Consider the following 16,545-nt stretch of genomic DNA (forward strand, 5'->3'; position numbering starts at 1 on the left):
AGCCCTGCCATGTCATCATGGCGGTCATGACGAGACCGTTGCCGATCGAGCAGCCCCCCGCCCAGCTGGCGCCAAAGCCCATCAGGATGCCGCCGGCAAAGCTCGAAACCGCCGTCTTTGCATCCGGGGCGCGGAAGCGGAATTCCCGGCTGCCTTTGGCGGCGATAAAGGATCCGATAAGGATACCCAGCACCAGGAACATGCCCCAGTTCACATATTTATCGCTGTCTCCCGTAACCAAGTACTGCAAAATGTTAGCGGAAGGCGTCGTGATCCCAAGACCCGACATGCGTCCGGTCGCCTCGCTCAGCGGCCAGGCCAGCAGGGCGATCAGGCCGACAAGAATGGCGGTAAAGAACGGATGCAAGCGTTTTTCGAACAGCAGATGGCTGAGTCCGGTACGCTTCGGCTTCATCGCCGGAATGGCCACCTTCGGTTTGCGCAGTGTACGGATGACCATCACGATCGTAATGATAGCTAAAAGGGCGATAAACGGCCAAACCGAAATGCCGAAGGTGTCCGGAATGGAGTTGGCCGGAGCTTCTACTTTCTTGATTCCGTTATTGAGCGGCGCCAAGGCACCCGATTTCATCGTGGCGCTCATCGCCATATAGCCGAACAGTGCGATCCAGCTGCCGATCAGTCCTTCACCGGCCCGGTACCAGGTTCCAGTCGCACATCCCCCGGCCAAAATAATACCAATCCCAAATATAAACGAGCCGACCACGGTAGCCACCCAAGGGAACGTGCCGGCGCTAAATTCGATGAGTCCAAGCTGGATCAGCGCAAACACGCCGATGCTCTGAATCGAAATGGCGATCAGCAGGGCATAAAACATGCGGTTGTCCTTGGTCAGATACATGTCCCTGAATCCACCTGTCAGGCAGAACCGTCCACGCTGCATGACGAAGCCGAGCAGGGCGCCGCACAACAGGCCTGTTAACATCAACATGACGTCATTCTCCTCCTTTGCTTATATACGAGTAATTCACTTTGTTTTATCGGTATTTATGATTCTAACAAACAGGCAGGAGAAGTCAATGGAGAAATGTTCCAATGAAGCTGTCATATCATGTGATCGTGTTGATGAGCGGAGGCATGCCTGACCGCTGCGCCTGTGCAACGTATTCGGTAGGGGAGAGGCCGCAGTACTTTTTGAACACCCGGTGGAAATACGAAGTATCGTAGTAGCCGAGGTACTGCGATATGCCCGCGACCGTCATATTTGAGCCCAGCAGCAGGCTGCAGGCCTCCTGCATGCGCAGCTCATGCATATAGCGGATCGGGGACCGGCCGTACACTTCTTTGAAGACGGCGGTTACGTAATTGGGCGAGCGGCTTATCAAAGCGGCCAGCCGGGCAATCTCGATCTGCTCCCGGTAATGCTCCAGCAGATAGGCTTTGACCGCTTCGGCATATTTCAGCTTACTCGGTGTCAGTGCGGGCTGTTCGAGTTCCCGGGCAATCATGCCCAGGAGCTCCTGCAATATACCAAGACAGATGATGGAACGGTAGCTTTTCCCGCCCCGCATCTCTTCGTACAGCCTGTCGCAGCGGTGATAGGCGTACTGGCTTGGGGAGAGCCTGAACTTGATGAAATGTCCTTGATCCACGAACGGAATTCCCGTCTCAGCCCCGGGCTCGCATGTAAATAAAACGGTATGCTTTTGGTGGGGAATGCCGTCCTTGTTCTCTCCTGAACGGCGGGCTCCGCGGGGGATGAAGAGCACGTCCTCCGCTTCGGCGATCACAACACTGCCATTAATCTCGTACCGAACCTGGCCCTGCCGGACGACGACCAGAACGTTGTACGGAATCGTCTCAAGGTTGGTCCTCCATTGGGGGATTTCATTGTCGAAATTTACACTCATGATTTGAAGCATGCGCTGCACCTCTTTATCCCAAAACTTAATAAAACCCTATCATAATGCCGACTTCTCGTAAATTATGCTTCCTTGCAATCGGCATAAATCTTATAAATTGCGATAGAAATGTACAATGGATCAATGAAATGTACATGGACGCATATGGAGCGTCACGCCTATAATTCAGCTGCAAAGGCATTTCATATTATCCGGAGAGGACGGATGAACGATGAGAGTGTTACTGCTGGATTTGGATTCAACGAGACCGGACCACCTTGGCTGTTATGGCTACCACCGCAATACGTCGCCGCATATCGACCGGGTCGCGGCCGAAGGCGTACGCTTTGACAACTACTATACATCGGACGCCCCGTGCTTCCCGTCGCGTACGGCATTGATGACGGGCCGTTTCGGCATACATAACGGCGTCGTGGGACACGGCGGGACGGCGGCGGACGTCCGGTACGAAGGAGCTGACCGCGATTTCCACGACAAGCTCGCGTCAGAGAGCTTCCCGGCGGTCTTCCGCCGCGCGGGCATGCGAACGGCCTTAGTCAGCCCATTTGGGGAGCGGCATTCAGCATGGACCTTCTATGCAGGATTCAACGAAATTTACAATACGGGCAAGGGCGGTATGGAGTCGGCCGAGGAGGTCAACCCCGTTGTGATGGATTGGATCGAGCGGAACGCAGACCAGGAAGACTGGCTGCTGTACGTGAACTACTGGGATCCGCACACCCCTTACCGGGCGCCGGCATCGTTCGGCAATCCGTTTCAGGACGAACCGCTTCCGGAGTGGATTACGGAAGAAGTGCTGGAGCGCCACAAGCAAAAGGTTGGTCCGCACGGCGCGAACGAAATCAATATGTATAACAGCAGCACGTCGCCTCATTTTCCCCGCCACCCCGGCGACATTCAGAACATGGACGATTTGCGGAGGATGATCGATGGCTATGACTGCGGCATCCGCCATATGGATGACAACATCGGGATGATTTTAGATCGTTTGACGGAGAAGGGGATTATGGACGACCTGGTGATCATCATCACTGCCGACCATGGCGAAAACATGGGCGAGCTGGGCATTTACGGCGAGCACGGTACCGCCGACCAGGGCACCTGCCGGATCCCGATGATCATCCGGTGGCCCGGGATGCAGAAGGGGATTTCCGATGATTCCCTGCACTATCATCTCGACCTGGTGCCGACCGTCGCGGAACTGCTGGGCGTTCAACCTGCGCAAAGCTGGGACGGCCGCAGCTACGCCGGTACGCTCCGCCGCGGAGAGGATGGCGGAAGGGAGTACCTCGTCGTCTCGCAGTGCGCCCACGTATGCCAGCGCAGCGTACGGTTCGGGGACTGGCTGTATACCCGCACGTACCATGACGGATATCATCTTTTTGACAAGGAGATGCTGTTCCATATTACCGAGGATGCCCACGAGCAGAACAACCTGGCTCAGGAACGGAGAGACCTGTGCAGGGAAGCGGTCTACTTGCTGAATGAGTGGCATGACGAGATGATGATGTCGATGAAGTTTGACGTCGATCCGCTGTGGACGGTCATTCAGGAAGGCGGGCCGTATCATGCGAAAGGGCATCTGCCGATGTACATCGAGCGGCTGGAACAGACCGGGAGAGGGCATGCCGTGGACGAGCTGAAGCGCCGCCACCCGCGGGAGTTTGCACAGAAATAAGCGGTATGCGGCGGGAATAAGACAAGGGGCTATCGATTGGCGATAGCCCCTTTCTTCATTGCCTGTTGGCGCTGACCATGCTGGCAACGGCGGTTTACCATGCATCGGCGCAGCTTAGTTCAAATCTTCGAGCAGCAGCGGTGCGATGAAATCGCGGAACACATTCGCCGGATGCCGCTCTTTTTTGCGTTTGTCATCGGTCAGGACTACTACCGTCTCCAGGACGGGGACGATATAAATGAACTGTCCCGCATATCCGCGGGCGTAAAAATAGTCAAATGAAGGCGGGGATGCTGCAGCGGAATGACCACCAAGCTCGGCTCCAAAAGTATCCGTCCACCAATGCCAGCCATAAAAGCCGCGGTTAGGCGGACCAGCGGGGATAAACGGCTGTACGGACCGGTTCACAAGCTCTCGGGGGATCATCTGCCGCTGCTCCCAGCGTCCCTGCTGCAGATACAGCTGCCCGAACCTCAGCAAATCCCCGGGACGGAGCCATAAACCGTAGCCTCCGGTGTGGATCCCCTGCGGGTCGGACTCCCATCGATAGTCTTCAATGCCCAGCGGTCCAAACAGATTTTCTTCGGCGTACTGGGCCGTTGACTTGCCGGCGGCTTGAACTAGGATCGCGGACAGAAGCTGGGAGCATCCCGAGCTGTACTCCATCCGGGTCCCAGGTGTATCGGAAATCGGCTGCTCGAGCACAAATTCGACCCAATTGCCGGTTCTGGTCATGCGCGGAAACGATTTGATCCCGCCGAATTCGCTCCATTCAAAGCCGGCTGACATCGTCAGCAGATGCTCCAGCGTGATCTCCCGCTTGCGTGGATCGGAAGCGGAACGAAGCTGCGGGAAAAATTCGGTGATCGGCGTCTCCGCACCCGGCAGGATGCCTTGGTCCATTGCGACGCAGATCAGGGCTGACAGAAAGCTTTTGGTGCAGGAATTGACCTTCGCCTTCTCGTCAGGGATGTGGGGATGACGGTAGTGCTCAAACACCAGCCTGCCGTTTTGGCTGATCAGGCAGCTTCTCAGGTCGACCGGTGCAATCATGGAAGCAAGTGCAGAAATATTCATCGGAATCTTCCTTTGTTAAGTATGGCTTTTGTGGCAGGATGCCGTCTATACATTATGGCAAACTGGCGCCTGCCGGACAAGGTTCGGACGATGCTCCAATGATTATTTTCGATCCAAGGACCAGCACGTATAATGAATACATAGTCCACTTGAACCTCATCTATACACGCAAAAAGACAGCGGCTCCAGGTGAACCACTGTCTTCGGCGAAGGCTGTTATTTGGTTAAAAGGTTAATATGATCTAGCTCCGTGCTGCTGTTGAAAATAAACTCGAGCTTATAGTTGCCGCGGTTGTATGTCAGCTTGGTCTGCGTCTTGTTCCCGGTTTTGAAGGTGGACACCGAACTTGGTGCATACCAGTTCTGCTTCAGCATCTTCATCGTAATGCCGCCGATATTGGTCTGGCGTTCAACGTTGGTGCCGAAATAGCGCATCTCACGGATTTTGCCGAGCTTATAATTGATGGCGTAGCCGGGATTGCCCATGTTCGCGCTGTATACATCGAACCCATCGGCATCCTTCATCGGATTTTCGGGTTCCCCGATCTTGTGCAGGACGTCCTGCCGGGTGCTGTTACCAACGGTGAGGCCGCTAACTGCCCCCGGGAACTGGCCTTTCAGCGCCGGTTTGTAGAAGCTGTTCAGCGTCTGGAGTGCCTGTTTGGATGCGTAACCCGCATCGGCTGCCGCAGCAGCATTTGCTTGATGTACGGAATATTCAGGGAACGGACAGAAGCCAGGATTGGCTGATGACAGCATCTTGGTATATTCCGGCTGAAGCTTGGATAACTCGTTGAAATAGCTGGAGATGACGTGGTTCCCTCCAAAGGATCCGAGCTGAAAATGCCGGGGTGACAAGTTCTTTACATGGCTGTAATAAAATGTTTTGGACCGTTTCGGCAGTTTGTATACGGCAGGGGGCGCATGGGTCACGACATCAAACAGATTGGCGATGCGAAAGCTGTTGGGGACATAGCTGGCACAAGCCTTGGCAAAGGCAGGATCGCCTACCCGCGGTGAACCGAATGTGAACAGGTAAGGGGAGCGGAAGCCGGTATTGGCTGCAACATCGACCGCGCATAAGGTCGCCAGCGCCGCACCCAGGCTGTGACCGGTAATAAACAGCGTCTTGCCGCGGGATACCTTAGCCAGTGTCGAGATAATGCGGGTCCTTGCGGAGGCATAAATGTCCGTGAAGCCCCGATGCGTCATACAGTCTTCTTTAATGTATTTGTATTTCTTCTGAGAAGCGATCAGGTCCGCGATCCAGTTGGTCGTCGTGCTGGTTCCCCGAAATGCAATGATGACCTCTTGATCCGAATCGAGAATAAAACCGAAGCGTTCCCAATCGTCTGTAATGGACCTGGCCTCAATCGTCTCAAGCCGTGTGTATGGAGAAGGGACGACAAACGACCCGTCTGCATTCTCAAATTGAGCATAGGTCTGTCCGCAGATGGCCGCCAGAAAAATGGTACGCTGCTGCAAATCGTCTGCCTTGCTCATACGCATCCCGCCTTTCACTCCTACACTATATTAAGAGGATAAGGATCGGGTGCTTGGGCATGAATAGTCTAATAAGGAGGTGTCCACCATTCCGATTCATATCAAACGGGTCTATGAAAAGCCTGAAGCATCAGACGGCAAACGAATCCTGGTCGACCGTCTCTGGCCGAGGGGACTCACGAAAGAGCAGGCCGCGGTCGACGAATGGATGAAAGAGATCGCGCCCAGTCATGAGCTGAGAAAATGGTACGCGCATCGGCTGGATCATTACGAGAAGTTCAAAGAGCTATACCTGCAGGAACTTCAGCAGGACAAGCCTTCCCAGCTTTTACGGCAAATCCGGGAATTGGCGGAGGGTTGCACGGTTACGCTGTTATATGCCGCGAAGGATACCACCATGAATCAGGCGGTCGTGCTCAAAGAAATCATTGAAACGTCGTAAGCACCGCAGACTGGCCGGATTTTTCGGTTCTAAGATGGAAGGCCTGCCCCATATTTTGATAAAAGGGGGAGAAACCGGGTATTGCCGGTTACTGTCCCGCGTCGTGATGGCTGCTCCCTTTATCGCCGCATTTTTTGTGGCGCGAAAAAATATGGAGCGGAGCGATACCCACCCATTCATAGGCCTCGGAGATTCCGTACAACTCGGTCAGGCTGTAAATCACGACGAAGGGGAGCAGGCCGATGGCCAATACAGCAAACAGCAGTCCAAACGTGACGGATTGCCAGATCGATCCGGATTTGATCAATTTACAACGCCTCGCTTTCATCATGAATGGGATGCCCGCATAGGGGAACAACCATCCCGCAACATATCGTATTGCGATATAAATATGTGAAGGAGACCCTCTTCATGACTGATGAACATTTGCCGAAAGCCGTGTACGAGCAGTTGGCCGAATTTCGGTACAGGCTGCGGAAGTTTATCCATTTCAGCGAAAATGCCGCAAGAGATGTCGGCCTGACTCCGCAGCAGCATCAGCTGATGCTTGCGATTCAGGGGTACCCGGGCCGGGATTATGCAACGATCGCCGAAGCGGCGGAAAAGCTGCAGATCACCCATCATGCCTGCGTCGGCCTCGTCTCCCGCTGTGTTCGGGCAGGTCTTATCGTCAGGCGGGCGAACCCGGAAGACGCCCGCAGCGTTCATATTACCCTGACGGAGAAAGGAATGGATTGTCTCAGGAGGCTGTCCACCGTGCATCTGATGCAGCTGGAAAGCCTTGACTTCAATTTTCCTCATTTGTAGTAGTTTACTCACTCGTATATCATTCCGGTGATCCCAGGAAAAAACGTAACGAGTGAACTTTTAGCCCAAGGGCTGCAGGGGGCGCCATTTTGAGTTGGTTGAGCCGCGCTTCTAATTGCCTGCCAATCACAAATGATTTTGCCGCAGCGCAAAATATTTGCTGCCTCTGTCATCTGTTTTTGGACCGCCATTGGCTCGGGGCTTCGCCCATCAGCCGCTTGAAGTGCCGGTTGAAGCTGGATAAGGTCGCATAGCCGACCTCCTCGGAAATAGCCAAAATGCTGCTGCCGCTATGGCACAGCAGGGCAGCCGCAACCTGAATGCGCACGTTGTTGATATAGTCCAGCGGAGCCATGCCCATGCATTTGTGGAAAATGCGCCGGAAATGGGTGACACTGAGGCAGCATAGCTCGGCTAACCGGTGGATCGGGACCGGTTCCATATAGTGCTGGGAAATGTACTCGAGCGCTTTTGAAATTTGCTGCATCGCCCGCCGGTCGGCCCCGCCAGCCGCAGTTTCAGCTGTGCCGCTCTCTTGAAGCAGCAGCTGCCTGCCGATCAGCGTCAGGAGCGTCCAGATGTATCCTTTTACAGCCGATTCATATCCCGGCCCGTGTTTCTCCAGCTCCTTCATCGCGTGATCTGTCAGCCAGACGACCTCAGCGTGATCATCCGGGGTGACGATGTTGTTGAACCGGGGATATGTATCCGTTCCGACCCGGTCCCAGAATCCGGAAGACATCGGGTCAGACGAAAAGAGGGCGTCCGGATCAATAAAGCAGAAATGCCACCTGCTTTCTTTTCCCTTTAAGCTTTGGGCAAGATGCAGCTGATTCGGAAAGATGATGCTCACATCTCCTTGGGTGTAGGGCAGGATTTTGTCTTCAACGAAAAAGACGCCTGAGCCTTCCAGGCAGTAGCCGATCTCAAGGCAGTTGTGAAAGTGCAAATACGTAATCTCGTTGTCTCCCTGGATATGATTGCTGAGCCAATCCACAGGGAAATCGGAAGGAAGCATATAAGGCTGGGAGACGACTTTATAATCAAATGGTCGATTCTGCACAGCTTTCAGTCCTTTTTCGGCGGAAGTCATTGTTTTCATTATAATAAACTATCCTTGAACGAATTTCATTGATCTTGGGAAAGGAGTTTATTGATATGGCTTATCCTAAGGAACCGAGGATCCACGAACTGGCAGGCAAAATTATTGAGTACGGGCGGCTCGCGCACGAATACGGAGGACGGGGCGTGGCCGATGCCTGGATCGACATGGAAGAGAAGATGAAAGAAACGTTGGAGAAACTGCAGGATTTACCCATTGACGCCAAGCTTAAGGAGCGGGAGCCGGACGATCTGCCGTCCATTCGAGCGCAGCGTACTGAAGGACCAAGAAGGCTGTGGGCTTCGTTTGACAAGGCGGTCTACAAGGAAAAGCTCGAAGGGGCGATGCTCGCCCGTTTTGCCGGATGCACGCTGGGGGCGCCGGTAGAATTCTGGGAAGTGAGCGACATGGAGAAATGGGCCGCATATATCGGGGATGCCTTTCCTCCACAGCATTATTGGTCCAAAAATCAAAAAATCCGAACGATCTCCGTTACGGCAAAAGCACCTTTTATGAATATACCTTGGAAGGCTTGACCCAAGTCCCTGTCGATGACGACATTACTTATACGATCCTCGGACTGCTTATTGCCGAAGAGCACGGTCTCAACTTCACGACAGAGGATGTAGGAAAGAGCTGGCTCAAGTACCTGCCGGTCGCTTGTACTGCGGAGGAGGCTGCGCTCAACAATTTGAAGGCGGGCATTCCGGCGCTGCAAGCAGCTGACGTAAACAATCCGTTCTGCCAGTGGATCGGTGCGGATATCCGCTCGGATCCGTGGGCTTACCTGGCTCCGGCGTACCCGGCGAAAGCGGCGGAATGCGCCTATCGGGACGCTTATTTGAGCCATCGGCGGAACGGGATTTACGGGGAGATGTTTTTCAGTGCTGCGCAGTCCGCGGCGTTCGCCGTCGATCATCCCGAGCAGGCGCTTCGTATCGGCTTGACCGAAATTCCGAAGGAATGCAGCCTTTATAAGGATGTGGAGTGGGCGCTTGCCGTTAGCGGTGAAATCCATGATTACAAGGAAGCCAGAGCAGCGGTCGATGAGCGTTTCAAGGGAATGTCGGGCGTGCACACCAACAATAACGCGTGCTTGACGGTGTTCGGTTTGATGATCGGGGGGACCGATGTGTCCAAGGTGATCTCGGAGACGGTTGCCATGGGACTGGACAACGATTGTACGGCTGCGACGGCCGGCAGCATCGTTGGCGCGATCGCCGGGAAATCCGGCGTGCCGGAGCATTGGGTTGAGCCGTTTCACGATACGGTCACAACGTATATGACGAACGCGGAGAAGTTTCAGATCAGCGACCTGGTCGACCGATTTACCATCCTTGCCGGCAAAACGCATCACGAGGCGTAACTTGGCGACGTCGGCCGTAGTTCTTTTTAAGAACGATCCAGCTTGAATCCGTATGTTATCGAACAAAAGACATATCAAATCCATCCACGAATCATGCCCTTGGATCCATGGACAACGGGCGGAGGATCGGAAACAATGGGGGAAACGGTGTCCAATCAACCGGGAGAGGTGGAAAAGGATGAAACTCAAATTGATCAAGGCGTTGTGGGGCATGGAGGGAACGGGCACTTTGGAAGAGCAGGTGGGGCGTATCGCATCCGCCGGTTATGATGGCGTAGAGGCTCCCCTGCCGGGACCTGACGACGAACAGCGGTTTAAGGAGCTCCTCGCAGGCCATAAGCTTGATTACGTAGGGATGATTTTTACCGAAGGGCCGGACCACTATGCTTCTTTCGAAGCACAATTGGAACGGGCAACGTCGTTTGGGCCGATCCATGTTACTGCGCATTCCTTAAAGGACTATGTTCCGCTGGAGGAGCAGATCGATTATTTCCGGCGGGCCGTTCAGCTCGAGCAGCAGCTTGGCGTCAAGGTGGGCCATGAAACCCACCGGGGCAGAGCTTTATTTAATCCCTGGGATACGGGGAAGGTGCTGAATGCGGTCCCTGGACTTGGGCTGACGGCCGATTTTAGCCATTGGTGCTGCGTTACCGAATCGACGCTGGAACATTTCGAGAGCGAGCTGGACCTGGCTATCGCCCGCACCGTACATATCCATGGGCGTGTCGGTTATGCTCAGGGCCCTCAAGTTCCCGATCCGCGGGCACCCGAGTACGCGCATGAAGTTGCTCGGCATTTTGACTGGTGGAACCGGATCGCCGATGCGAGGCAGCATGCCGGTGCTTCCGAATTGACCTTTACGCCGGAATACGGTCCGCCGGGTTATCTTCACACGCTGCCTTTTACCAATCAGCCGGTTACGGATTTGTGGCAGGTATGTAAGTGGACGGTAGAACAATACCGTGAAAACTTCGAACGAACCCAATCCGTGAAAGCTACCTGACAGACATGACTTCACCTCATGTAAAAGAATGCAAAAAGGCTGCCGCATTGCTTCCACAGCATGCGGGCAGCCTTTTGTCATAGATGCAGGTACATCTGGCCGAAATTATTTTCGGTAGAGCTGCCGGAAAGACTTCGGGGTATGACCGGTATATCTCGCAAAGCTCCTAACGAAATAAGGAAAGGATCCGAAACCCGTCTGCTCGGCGACACGTCCGATCGGATCGTCGGTATGGATCAGAGTTTGCTTGGCCTGCTCGATCCTGTGCCTCGTTAAATATTCCAGCGGCGTACAGCCGAACGTCTTTTTCATACATATGGCGATGTAGTTGGAATGAAAGTGCAGGGCTTCCGACATCCGCTTATAGCTGATGGGCTCCCGGTAATGCCGGCGAAGATATTCGCCCGCCAGTTCCGCCACCTTCAGATGTGGATTCTGTACTTCTCCCCCTTCCGTCTGCTGCAGCATGGACAGCAGGTCCTGAAAGCAGATCTGCTGCTTCCAGCGGGCGGATACAGTCTGTTCCGGGTGCAGCAGCATCAGCCTGCGGAGGAGCTCTTCCACTTGACTTGGGAGAAGCGGTGCTCCCTGCTGGGAAATATAGATTGAGAATTTCTCGATCTGATAGAGCGGATGGCCTTCAAATGCCGGTAAAGAGGAATCCTGCTCGGAAACTTCGTTCCAGCTGCCCAAGGTTTGAAAATGCAGCCAGTAAAAATGCGTTTCTTCCAAACAGGGCCGGGCGGTCCGGTGCGACCGGTCAGGCCGAAGGATGGCGTAATGTCCCGCCGGGATGGTGAGCATCGTAAGCTCTTCCTCCAGAAACAGGCAACCCCTCGCCACGAAGATCAGGTCAAAGACCCCGATGCCGCTTCGGTCCGGATGGATTCCGCCAATTGGGTAGGTGTCCTCCCCGCAGGTAATGTAATGGGGCAGAGGCGGAGCGATGAATTGGAACATGGCGATCCTCCTTCCTTCGAATCGAATTGCTTCTATCATAAAGGATTGTACATGGCGAAGCCATATGTTTTGCCTGCATGATGAGGTTGTGATTGGACAAAAACATGTTGATATCCGGTATCGGTAAATAGCGAGGGACATGGTATATTTCATAGCGTTAGCCAAAGTAAACCGAAGATGAAAAGGGAGTGGCGAGCTATGAAATTCGTTAAAACCGCTTTTGAACAACTGCCGCTTGGCGCGGTTAAACCTTCCGGTTGGCTTAAGGATCAACTGATGATTCAAGCAAAAGGTCTTACCGGGCATTTGGAGGAGCATTGGGCGGATGTCGGGCCTGAAAACGGGTGGATCGGAGGCAGCGGAGAAAGCTGGGAACGCGGACCGTACTATTTGGACGGACTTCTTCCACTGGCCTATTTGCTAGAAGATGAAAGGTTGATCGCCAAAGCCAATCGGTGGGTTGAATGGTCGCTTGCGAGTCAACAGGACGATGGCCACTTCGGTCCGAAACGGATCGAAACCGTCAACCGTGAGGTCGATAAAAAGCACGATTGGTGGCATTACATGATCATGCTGAAGGTCATGATGCAGCATGAAGAAGCGACGAAAGATGAGAGGATCGTTCCCTTTCTGACGAAATTTTTCGGCTACGTCCGCAGCACCATTGAAGAGAATCCGCTGCAAGGCTGGGCGAAAACCCGGGGAGCAGAAATGCTGCTCTGCCTGGTTTGGCTGTATAAAAGGCGCAGGATCCTTTGCTGCTGGAAGTGGCGGAGATCGTGGCCAAGCAGACGACGGACTGGTCTGACATTTTTTACGACTTCCCGTTCTGGCGCAAGGTGGAGGAGTGGGACTGGACGACGCATGTGGTCAATGTGGCGATGGGGATCAAGACGCCGGGCGTTTTGTACGAACTGACCGGAGATGACGTCTTGAGGGATGCCGTGCACCGAGGGATCGATTCGCTGATGACATACCACGGTCAGGCACATGGCATGTTTTCGGGTGACGAGTGGCTCTCTGGCACGCATCCGAGCCAGGGCGTCGAGCTGTGCGCCGTGGTGGAATACATGTTTTCGATGGAGCAGCTGACGCGGATATTCGGCGACGGCAGGTTCGGCGACATTCTTGAAAAAGTGGCGTTTAATGCGCTGCCGGCGGCAATCTCCCCGGATTGGACCTCCCATCAGTACGATCAGCAGGTGAACCAGATTTTGTGCAACGTCGCTCCCCGCAGCTGGGTGAACGGGCCTGACGCGAACCTTTTCGGCCTGGAGCCGCATTTCGGCTGCTGCACCGCGAATATGCACCAAGGATGGCCCAAGCTGACGTCGCATTTGTGGATGAGAGACCATGAGGGCGGGCTTGCAGCTGTTTCCTACGCGCCGTGTACTGTCGAGACCCCGGTTGGCAACGGCTCCTTGGCCAAGTTGGCCGTCAGCGGAGAATATCCCTTCCGGGACCATGTCTCCATCTCAATCACTTTGGAGCGCCCGGAAATATTTACGGTTTCCTTGCGGATCCCGTCCTGGTGCACACAGCCTGAAATCCAGGTCAACGGTACGCCGGTGAACGTTCAGACCGAGAACGGCTATGCCAAAATCAACCGCGAGTGGGCGAGTGGAGACGGGATCGAACTGACGCTGCCGATGGCCATCAACACGACGTCGCGCAACCTTTATGCGGTCAGCGTAGAGAGGGGACCACTTGTCTATGTGCTGCCGGTCAGGGAGCAATGGCAGATGGTGCGGGAGCGTGAAATGTTCCATGATTGGGAACTGTATCCGGGATCGGCCTGGAAATACGGCCTGTTGGCCGATACCGGCTTTGAGGTAACCGAGGCGGATATTCCAAGCCAGCCGTTCTCCGCGGATGGAGCCCCCGTGCGGATCACAGCATCAGGACAGCTGGTCAAAGACTGGAAGATGGAAGGCAACAATGCAGGCACACCGCCCATTCATCCCGACTGCAACGGTCAGCCTGTGGCGGAGCTTGAGCTGATCCCTTACGGAAGCGCGCGGCTGCGGATCGGTGAGTTCCCGCTCATCGGCAGCCGGAAGCGGTTCAAGGAGCAATAAGATAACTGTGCTAGACAGGGCGCATCTCACCCTGCACGGCTAGGCGTGCGGAATCCGTCCCGGGTTCGCTCTAAAGAGAGAGATGCCGCAGGGCATGCGGTCATCTCTCTTTTTTGGGCTGCAGGGCGCGGTTTAATAGTGTATCATGCTATTAAAACGAGCGGTTCCGATCCGGCAGCGAGAGGGCCAGAGACTAGGGAGGTTGTGCATCGTTGCTTACATTACCCGTCATTCATGCCATGGGGGACATCGCCGTGAAGCCGGGATCCGTTCTCGGGATGCGTACGATCGACGATTTCGAATTGGTATACTTCCCGGCAGGAACCCGATCCGTTTACGAAATCGACCGGGGGCCGTTTGTCCTGGACCGTCCGGGAGTCGTGTTCACCTGCCCCGGAGAACCGCACCGGTATCGGTTTGATCCTAGCCTTCCCACAAGGCACTTATTCGTTCACTTCGAATTTGCTGCGTTTCGGGAAGCCTTCTGCAGGCCGGACCGCGATCGGGAAAATTTCCGTGACTGGTCGGTCATTGCCGGAGGGAGCCTGATTCCCTCCATGCTTAAGCAGATGCTGAAGATCGCGCATATCAAGCCGGCCGGCTGGCAGCGAAGGGCGTCCGTTTTGCTGATGGGCGTCCTTGAGGAATGGCAGGCGATTGAGGAAGACGAGTCGATGTCGGCCGCTTCGCTGCCCGCTCCCATCATGCGGGCCATGGATTATATGGAGCAGCAGCTTCACCGCCAGATTACCATTGAAGAAATCGCGGCCAGCTCGGGCTGGACCCATGAGCATTTCACCCGGATGTTCGTCCGCTGGATGGGCATTCCCCCTCAGAAAGCGCTGCTGGAACGCCGCCTCCGGAGGGCTGAGCAGCTCCTTATTCAGGCGGAGCGGACCATCAAGCAGATCGCTTACGACGTCGGATTCACCGATGAGCACTATTTCTCCCGCATGTTCAAGCGAACCCGTGGAATGACGGCCCTGGAGTTTCGCGACCGGTTCGCGGATCCGTTGTTCCGGCATTTGGCCGTCATCGAGGAGGAGGAGGCCGCGTATCCTTTGAACCGGCATTTTGTCGTACTGGATCATGGAGATTCCCGGTAAAGCGGATATCAAATCCGTCCACCGTTTTCCGTGTCCTCTCCATTGAGAACGCTTACGGAATCCTTCACACTTAAGGTAATCAATACGTGTGGAGGGGATCAACCATGGGGCAGACTTATGTGCCGAAAGCCAAATTAAGAGAGGACCGTTATTATGTAACGGTGGAAGAGTATAAGCAGTATCACAGGGACGGATTCGTCATCGTCCGAGGGCTGCTGGATCCGAAAGAAATCGAACAGTACGCCGTGTGGGCAGAACGGCTGCGGATCGAGAATGAAGGAAAGCGCGAGCAGGCATCCGAGGAGGATAAGGACCCGCTCAAAGCGGAGTTCGCCGAAAAAACGCGGGTTCATATGATCTCACGCCTCTACCCGGAAGGGGAGCAGCTGATGCTGCATCCCCGAATCCTCGATGTACTTGAAGCGCTGACGGGTCCGGATGTGTATGCCCTGCAGTCCATGATCTTTTTCAATCCACCCGGAAAAGGGGGACAGGGATGGCATCAGGACGCATACTATATCAAAACTCATCCCGACACGCTGATCGGAGCCTGGATCGCGCTTGAGGACGCCGATGAAGAGAACGGCTGCCTGTGGGTGGTTCCCGGCTCCAACCATGAGCCGATTTATCCGCCGCCGGGAGATAATGGCGGAAACGTTCACGCCAAGGAGGCGTTTTCCGATCTCCATTCCGTGGAGCATGTCAGTCACCTGGATGACGAAGTCAACACGCTGTCGAAGGTGGTGTCCCATTATCCGGACCCGATTCCGGTTCCGTTGAAGCCCGGGGACGTGCTGTTCTTCCATTCACACCTGTTTCACCGCTCCTACCCGAATCGAACGACGGATCGTTACCGCCGCTCGTATGTGTGCCATTACTGCAATGCCCGTTCGTTTGTTCCATGGGACCATGACGGCTATGAGGGCGACAGCGGGAATTACCGCCAAATCTTGGCGCGCGGACGGACGCATCTGGCTTATGCCGAACCGTTATTCGACACGCCGGTTGATATTACGCAGCATGATGAGATTCCCGAGTCCACCAGCGTGACGATGATGGGGATGGACGACGGCATGATGATGCCGGTCGTTCAGGAGAAAGATGAACAGGACTGAATTACGTTACCTGAACTTTTTTGGAGTCATGAATCCAGCCTTCTGTATCTTTCATAAAAAAGAGCCCGGCACCTGTGCCGCGCTCTTCTTTGTTTTGAAGGTCGTTTGCCCCAAATCCCGCTATTCCTCATCCAGTATGGCGATCGGACTGAAGGCTTCATAATGAATGCGCTCCTTAGGAATTTCCAGTTCTTTCAATGCTTGATTGATTGCTTTCATGAAGGAGACGGATCCGCAGAAATAATACACCGCCGGCCCGGACGGAAGAATGGAGCGCAGCCACTCTGCATCAACATAGCCCTTATGTGAAAAGCTTTCTGAGCCCAGGTCTTGCTCGGTTGGAGAAGAATACGCCGTGAAGCAGCGCAGGTTCGGGTGGCTGTTGGCCAGTCCGGCAAGATGCTCCTTGAACGGATGGTTGTTCT

17 protein-coding genes and 1 pseudogene are annotated in these 16,545 nt (G+C 54.6%); 10 read left to right on the top strand and 8 right to left on the bottom strand.

Features of this window, described 5'->3' with window-relative positions; genetic code table 11:
* Window positions 1–949: YeeE/YedE family protein (locus tag CPT76_RS05555; protein WP_105442193.1), on the bottom strand; the 949-nt coding region annotated here is incomplete at its 3' end.
* 121 nt (window positions 950–1,070) lie between these two features.
* Window positions 1,071–1,883 (bottom strand): helix-turn-helix domain-containing protein, encoded by an 813-nt coding sequence (locus CPT76_RS05560; RefSeq protein ID WP_105442194.1) that lies wholly within the window; start codon window positions 1,881–1,883, stop codon window positions 1,071–1,073.
* A 211-nt stretch (window positions 1,884–2,094) separates the two neighbouring features.
* On the opposite strand from CPT76_RS05560, the gene CPT76_RS05565 reads away from it, so the two are divergent.
* Window positions 2,095–3,561 (top strand): sulfatase family protein, encoded by a 1,467-nt coding sequence (locus tag CPT76_RS05565; RefSeq protein ID WP_105442195.1) that lies wholly within the window; start codon window positions 2,095–2,097, stop codon window positions 3,559–3,561.
* A gap of 114 nt (window positions 3,562–3,675) precedes the next feature.
* Here the strand turns inward: CPT76_RS05565 and CPT76_RS05570 are convergent, their stop codons facing one another.
* Window positions 3,676–4,638, bottom strand: a complete 963-nt coding sequence (locus CPT76_RS05570; protein ID WP_105442196.1) for a serine hydrolase domain-containing protein — start codon at window positions 4,636–4,638, stop codon at window positions 3,676–3,678.
* Between the two features lie 216 nt (window positions 4,639–4,854).
* Complete coding sequence (locus tag CPT76_RS41230; protein ID WP_308737522.1) at window positions 4,855–6,141, bottom strand: lipase family protein; 1,287 nt, start codon at window positions 6,139–6,141, stop codon at window positions 4,855–4,857.
* A 79-nt stretch (window positions 6,142–6,220) separates the two neighbouring features.
* On the opposite strand from CPT76_RS41230, the gene CPT76_RS05580 reads away from it, so the two are divergent.
* Window positions 6,221–6,583: a DUF488 domain-containing protein gene (locus tag CPT76_RS05580; RefSeq protein ID WP_258168113.1), complete on the top strand. Its 363-nt coding sequence runs from the start codon at window positions 6,221–6,223 to the stop codon at window positions 6,581–6,583.
* Between the two features lie 88 nt (window positions 6,584–6,671).
* Here CPT76_RS05580 and CPT76_RS05585 read toward each other — a convergent pair whose 3' ends face one another.
* A complete protein-coding gene (locus tag CPT76_RS05585; protein ID WP_105442198.1) occupies window positions 6,672–6,890 on the bottom strand; it encodes a hypothetical protein in 219 nt (72 codons plus the stop codon).
* A 104-nt stretch (window positions 6,891–6,994) separates the two neighbouring features.
* Here CPT76_RS05585 and CPT76_RS05590 point away from each other — a divergent pair, with 104 nt between their 5' ends.
* Window positions 6,995–7,390, top strand: coding sequence for a MarR family winged helix-turn-helix transcriptional regulator (locus CPT76_RS05590; protein WP_105442199.1), 396 nt, complete (start codon window positions 6,995–6,997; stop codon window positions 7,388–7,390).
* A 169-nt stretch (window positions 7,391–7,559) separates the two neighbouring features.
* Here the strand turns inward: CPT76_RS05590 and CPT76_RS05595 are convergent, their stop codons facing one another.
* On the bottom strand, window positions 7,560–8,492 hold the full coding sequence (locus CPT76_RS05595) for a helix-turn-helix domain-containing protein (protein WP_258168114.1): 933 nt from the start codon (window positions 8,490–8,492) through the stop codon (window positions 7,560–7,562).
* A gap of 56 nt (window positions 8,493–8,548) precedes the next feature.
* On the opposite strand from CPT76_RS05595, the gene CPT76_RS39045 reads away from it, so the two are divergent.
* From CPT76_RS39045 to CPT76_RS05605, 3 genes are all read left to right on the top strand, one after another.
* On the top strand, window positions 8,549–9,028 hold the full coding sequence (locus CPT76_RS39045; RefSeq protein ID WP_258168115.1) for an ADP-ribosylglycohydrolase family protein: 480 nt from the start codon (window positions 8,549–8,551) through the stop codon (window positions 9,026–9,028).
* The gene (locus CPT76_RS39050) at window positions 9,025–9,858 is read left to right on the top strand and encodes an ADP-ribosylglycohydrolase family protein (protein WP_258168116.1); all 834 of its coding nucleotides are present in this window, start codon (window positions 9,025–9,027) and stop codon (window positions 9,856–9,858) included. The genes CPT76_RS39045 and CPT76_RS39050 overlap by 4 nt, the downstream gene beginning before the upstream one ends.
* A 178-nt stretch (window positions 9,859–10,036) precedes the next feature.
* A complete protein-coding gene (locus CPT76_RS05605) occupies window positions 10,037–10,861 on the top strand; it encodes a sugar phosphate isomerase/epimerase family protein (protein WP_105442200.1) in 825 nt (274 codons plus the stop codon).
* A gap of 105 nt (window positions 10,862–10,966) precedes the next feature.
* On the opposite strand, the gene CPT76_RS05610 is transcribed toward CPT76_RS05605, so the two are convergent.
* Window positions 10,967–11,821 carry a helix-turn-helix transcriptional regulator gene (locus CPT76_RS05610; protein ID WP_105442201.1) on the bottom strand — a complete coding sequence of 285 codons (855 nt, stop codon included), beginning with the start codon at window positions 11,819–11,821 and terminating at the stop codon, window positions 10,967–10,969.
* Between the two features lie 198 nt (window positions 11,822–12,019).
* Here CPT76_RS05610 and CPT76_RS39055 point away from each other — a divergent pair, with 198 nt between their 5' ends.
* From CPT76_RS39055 to CPT76_RS05625, 4 genes are all read left to right on the top strand, one after another.
* Window positions 12,020–12,739 (top strand): beta-L-arabinofuranosidase domain-containing protein, encoded by a 720-nt coding sequence (locus tag CPT76_RS39055; protein WP_258168117.1) that lies wholly within the window; start codon window positions 12,020–12,022, stop codon window positions 12,737–12,739.
* The gene (locus CPT76_RS39060) at window positions 12,703–13,899 is read left to right on the top strand and encodes a beta-L-arabinofuranosidase domain-containing protein (RefSeq protein ID WP_258168172.1); all 1,197 of its coding nucleotides are present in this window, start codon (window positions 12,703–12,705) and stop codon (window positions 13,897–13,899) included. The genes CPT76_RS39055 and CPT76_RS39060 overlap by 37 nt, the downstream gene beginning before the upstream one ends.
* Window positions 13,900–14,111: 212 nt before the next feature.
* Window positions 14,112–15,005, top strand: coding sequence for an AraC family transcriptional regulator (locus CPT76_RS05620; RefSeq protein ID WP_258168118.1), 894 nt, complete (start codon window positions 14,112–14,114; stop codon window positions 15,003–15,005).
* A gap of 104 nt (window positions 15,006–15,109) precedes the next feature.
* A complete protein-coding gene (locus CPT76_RS05625; protein ID WP_105442202.1) occupies window positions 15,110–16,120 on the top strand; it encodes a phytanoyl-CoA dioxygenase family protein in 1,011 nt (336 codons plus the stop codon).
* A gap of 120 nt (window positions 16,121–16,240) precedes the next feature.
* Here CPT76_RS05625 and CPT76_RS37060 read toward each other — a convergent pair.
* Window positions 16,241–16,545, bottom strand: a pseudogene (locus tag CPT76_RS37060) (nitric oxide dioxygenase); the annotation flags it as partial.

The organism is Paenibacillus sp. AR247, from assembly GCF_002968895.1.
GTDB lineage: Bacteria > Bacillota > Bacilli > Paenibacillales > Paenibacillaceae > Paenibacillus_AQ > Paenibacillus_AQ favisporus.

Coding starts and splice junctions, on each gene's coding strand:
- CPT76_RS05560 (WP_105442194.1), bottom strand. CDS start 1,883: ATGCTTCAAATCATGAGTGTAAATTTCGACAATGAAATCCCCCAATGG.
- CPT76_RS05565 (WP_105442195.1), top strand. CDS start 2,095: ATGAGAGTGTTACTGCTGGATTTGGATTCAACGAGACCGGACCACCTT.
- CPT76_RS05570 (WP_105442196.1), bottom strand. CDS start 4,638: ATGAATATTTCTGCACTTGCTTCCATGATTGCACCGGTCGACCTGAGA.
- CPT76_RS41230 (WP_308737522.1), bottom strand. CDS start 6,141: ATGAGCAAGGCAGACGATTTGCAGCAGCGTACCATTTTTCTGGCGGCC.
- CPT76_RS05590 (WP_105442199.1), top strand. CDS start 6,995: ATGACTGATGAACATTTGCCGAAAGCCGTGTACGAGCAGTTGGCCGAA.
- CPT76_RS05595 (WP_258168114.1), bottom strand. CDS start 8,492: ATGAAAACAATGACTTCCGCCGAAAAAGGACTGAAAGCTGTGCAGAAT.
- CPT76_RS39045 (WP_258168115.1), top strand. CDS start 8,549: ATGGCTTATCCTAAGGAACCGAGGATCCACGAACTGGCAGGCAAAATT.
- CPT76_RS05605 (WP_105442200.1), top strand. CDS start 10,037: ATGAAACTCAAATTGATCAAGGCGTTGTGGGGCATGGAGGGAACGGGC.
- CPT76_RS05610 (WP_105442201.1), bottom strand. CDS start 11,821: ATGTTCCAATTCATCGCTCCGCCTCTGCCCCATTACATTACCTGCGGG.
- CPT76_RS39055 (WP_258168117.1), top strand. CDS start 12,020: ATGAAATTCGTTAAAACCGCTTTTGAACAACTGCCGCTTGGCGCGGTT.
- CPT76_RS39060 (WP_258168172.1), top strand. CDS start 12,703: ATGGGGATCAAGACGCCGGGCGTTTTGTACGAACTGACCGGAGATGAC.
- CPT76_RS05625 (WP_105442202.1), top strand. CDS start 15,110: ATGGGGCAGACTTATGTGCCGAAAGCCAAATTAAGAGAGGACCGTTAT.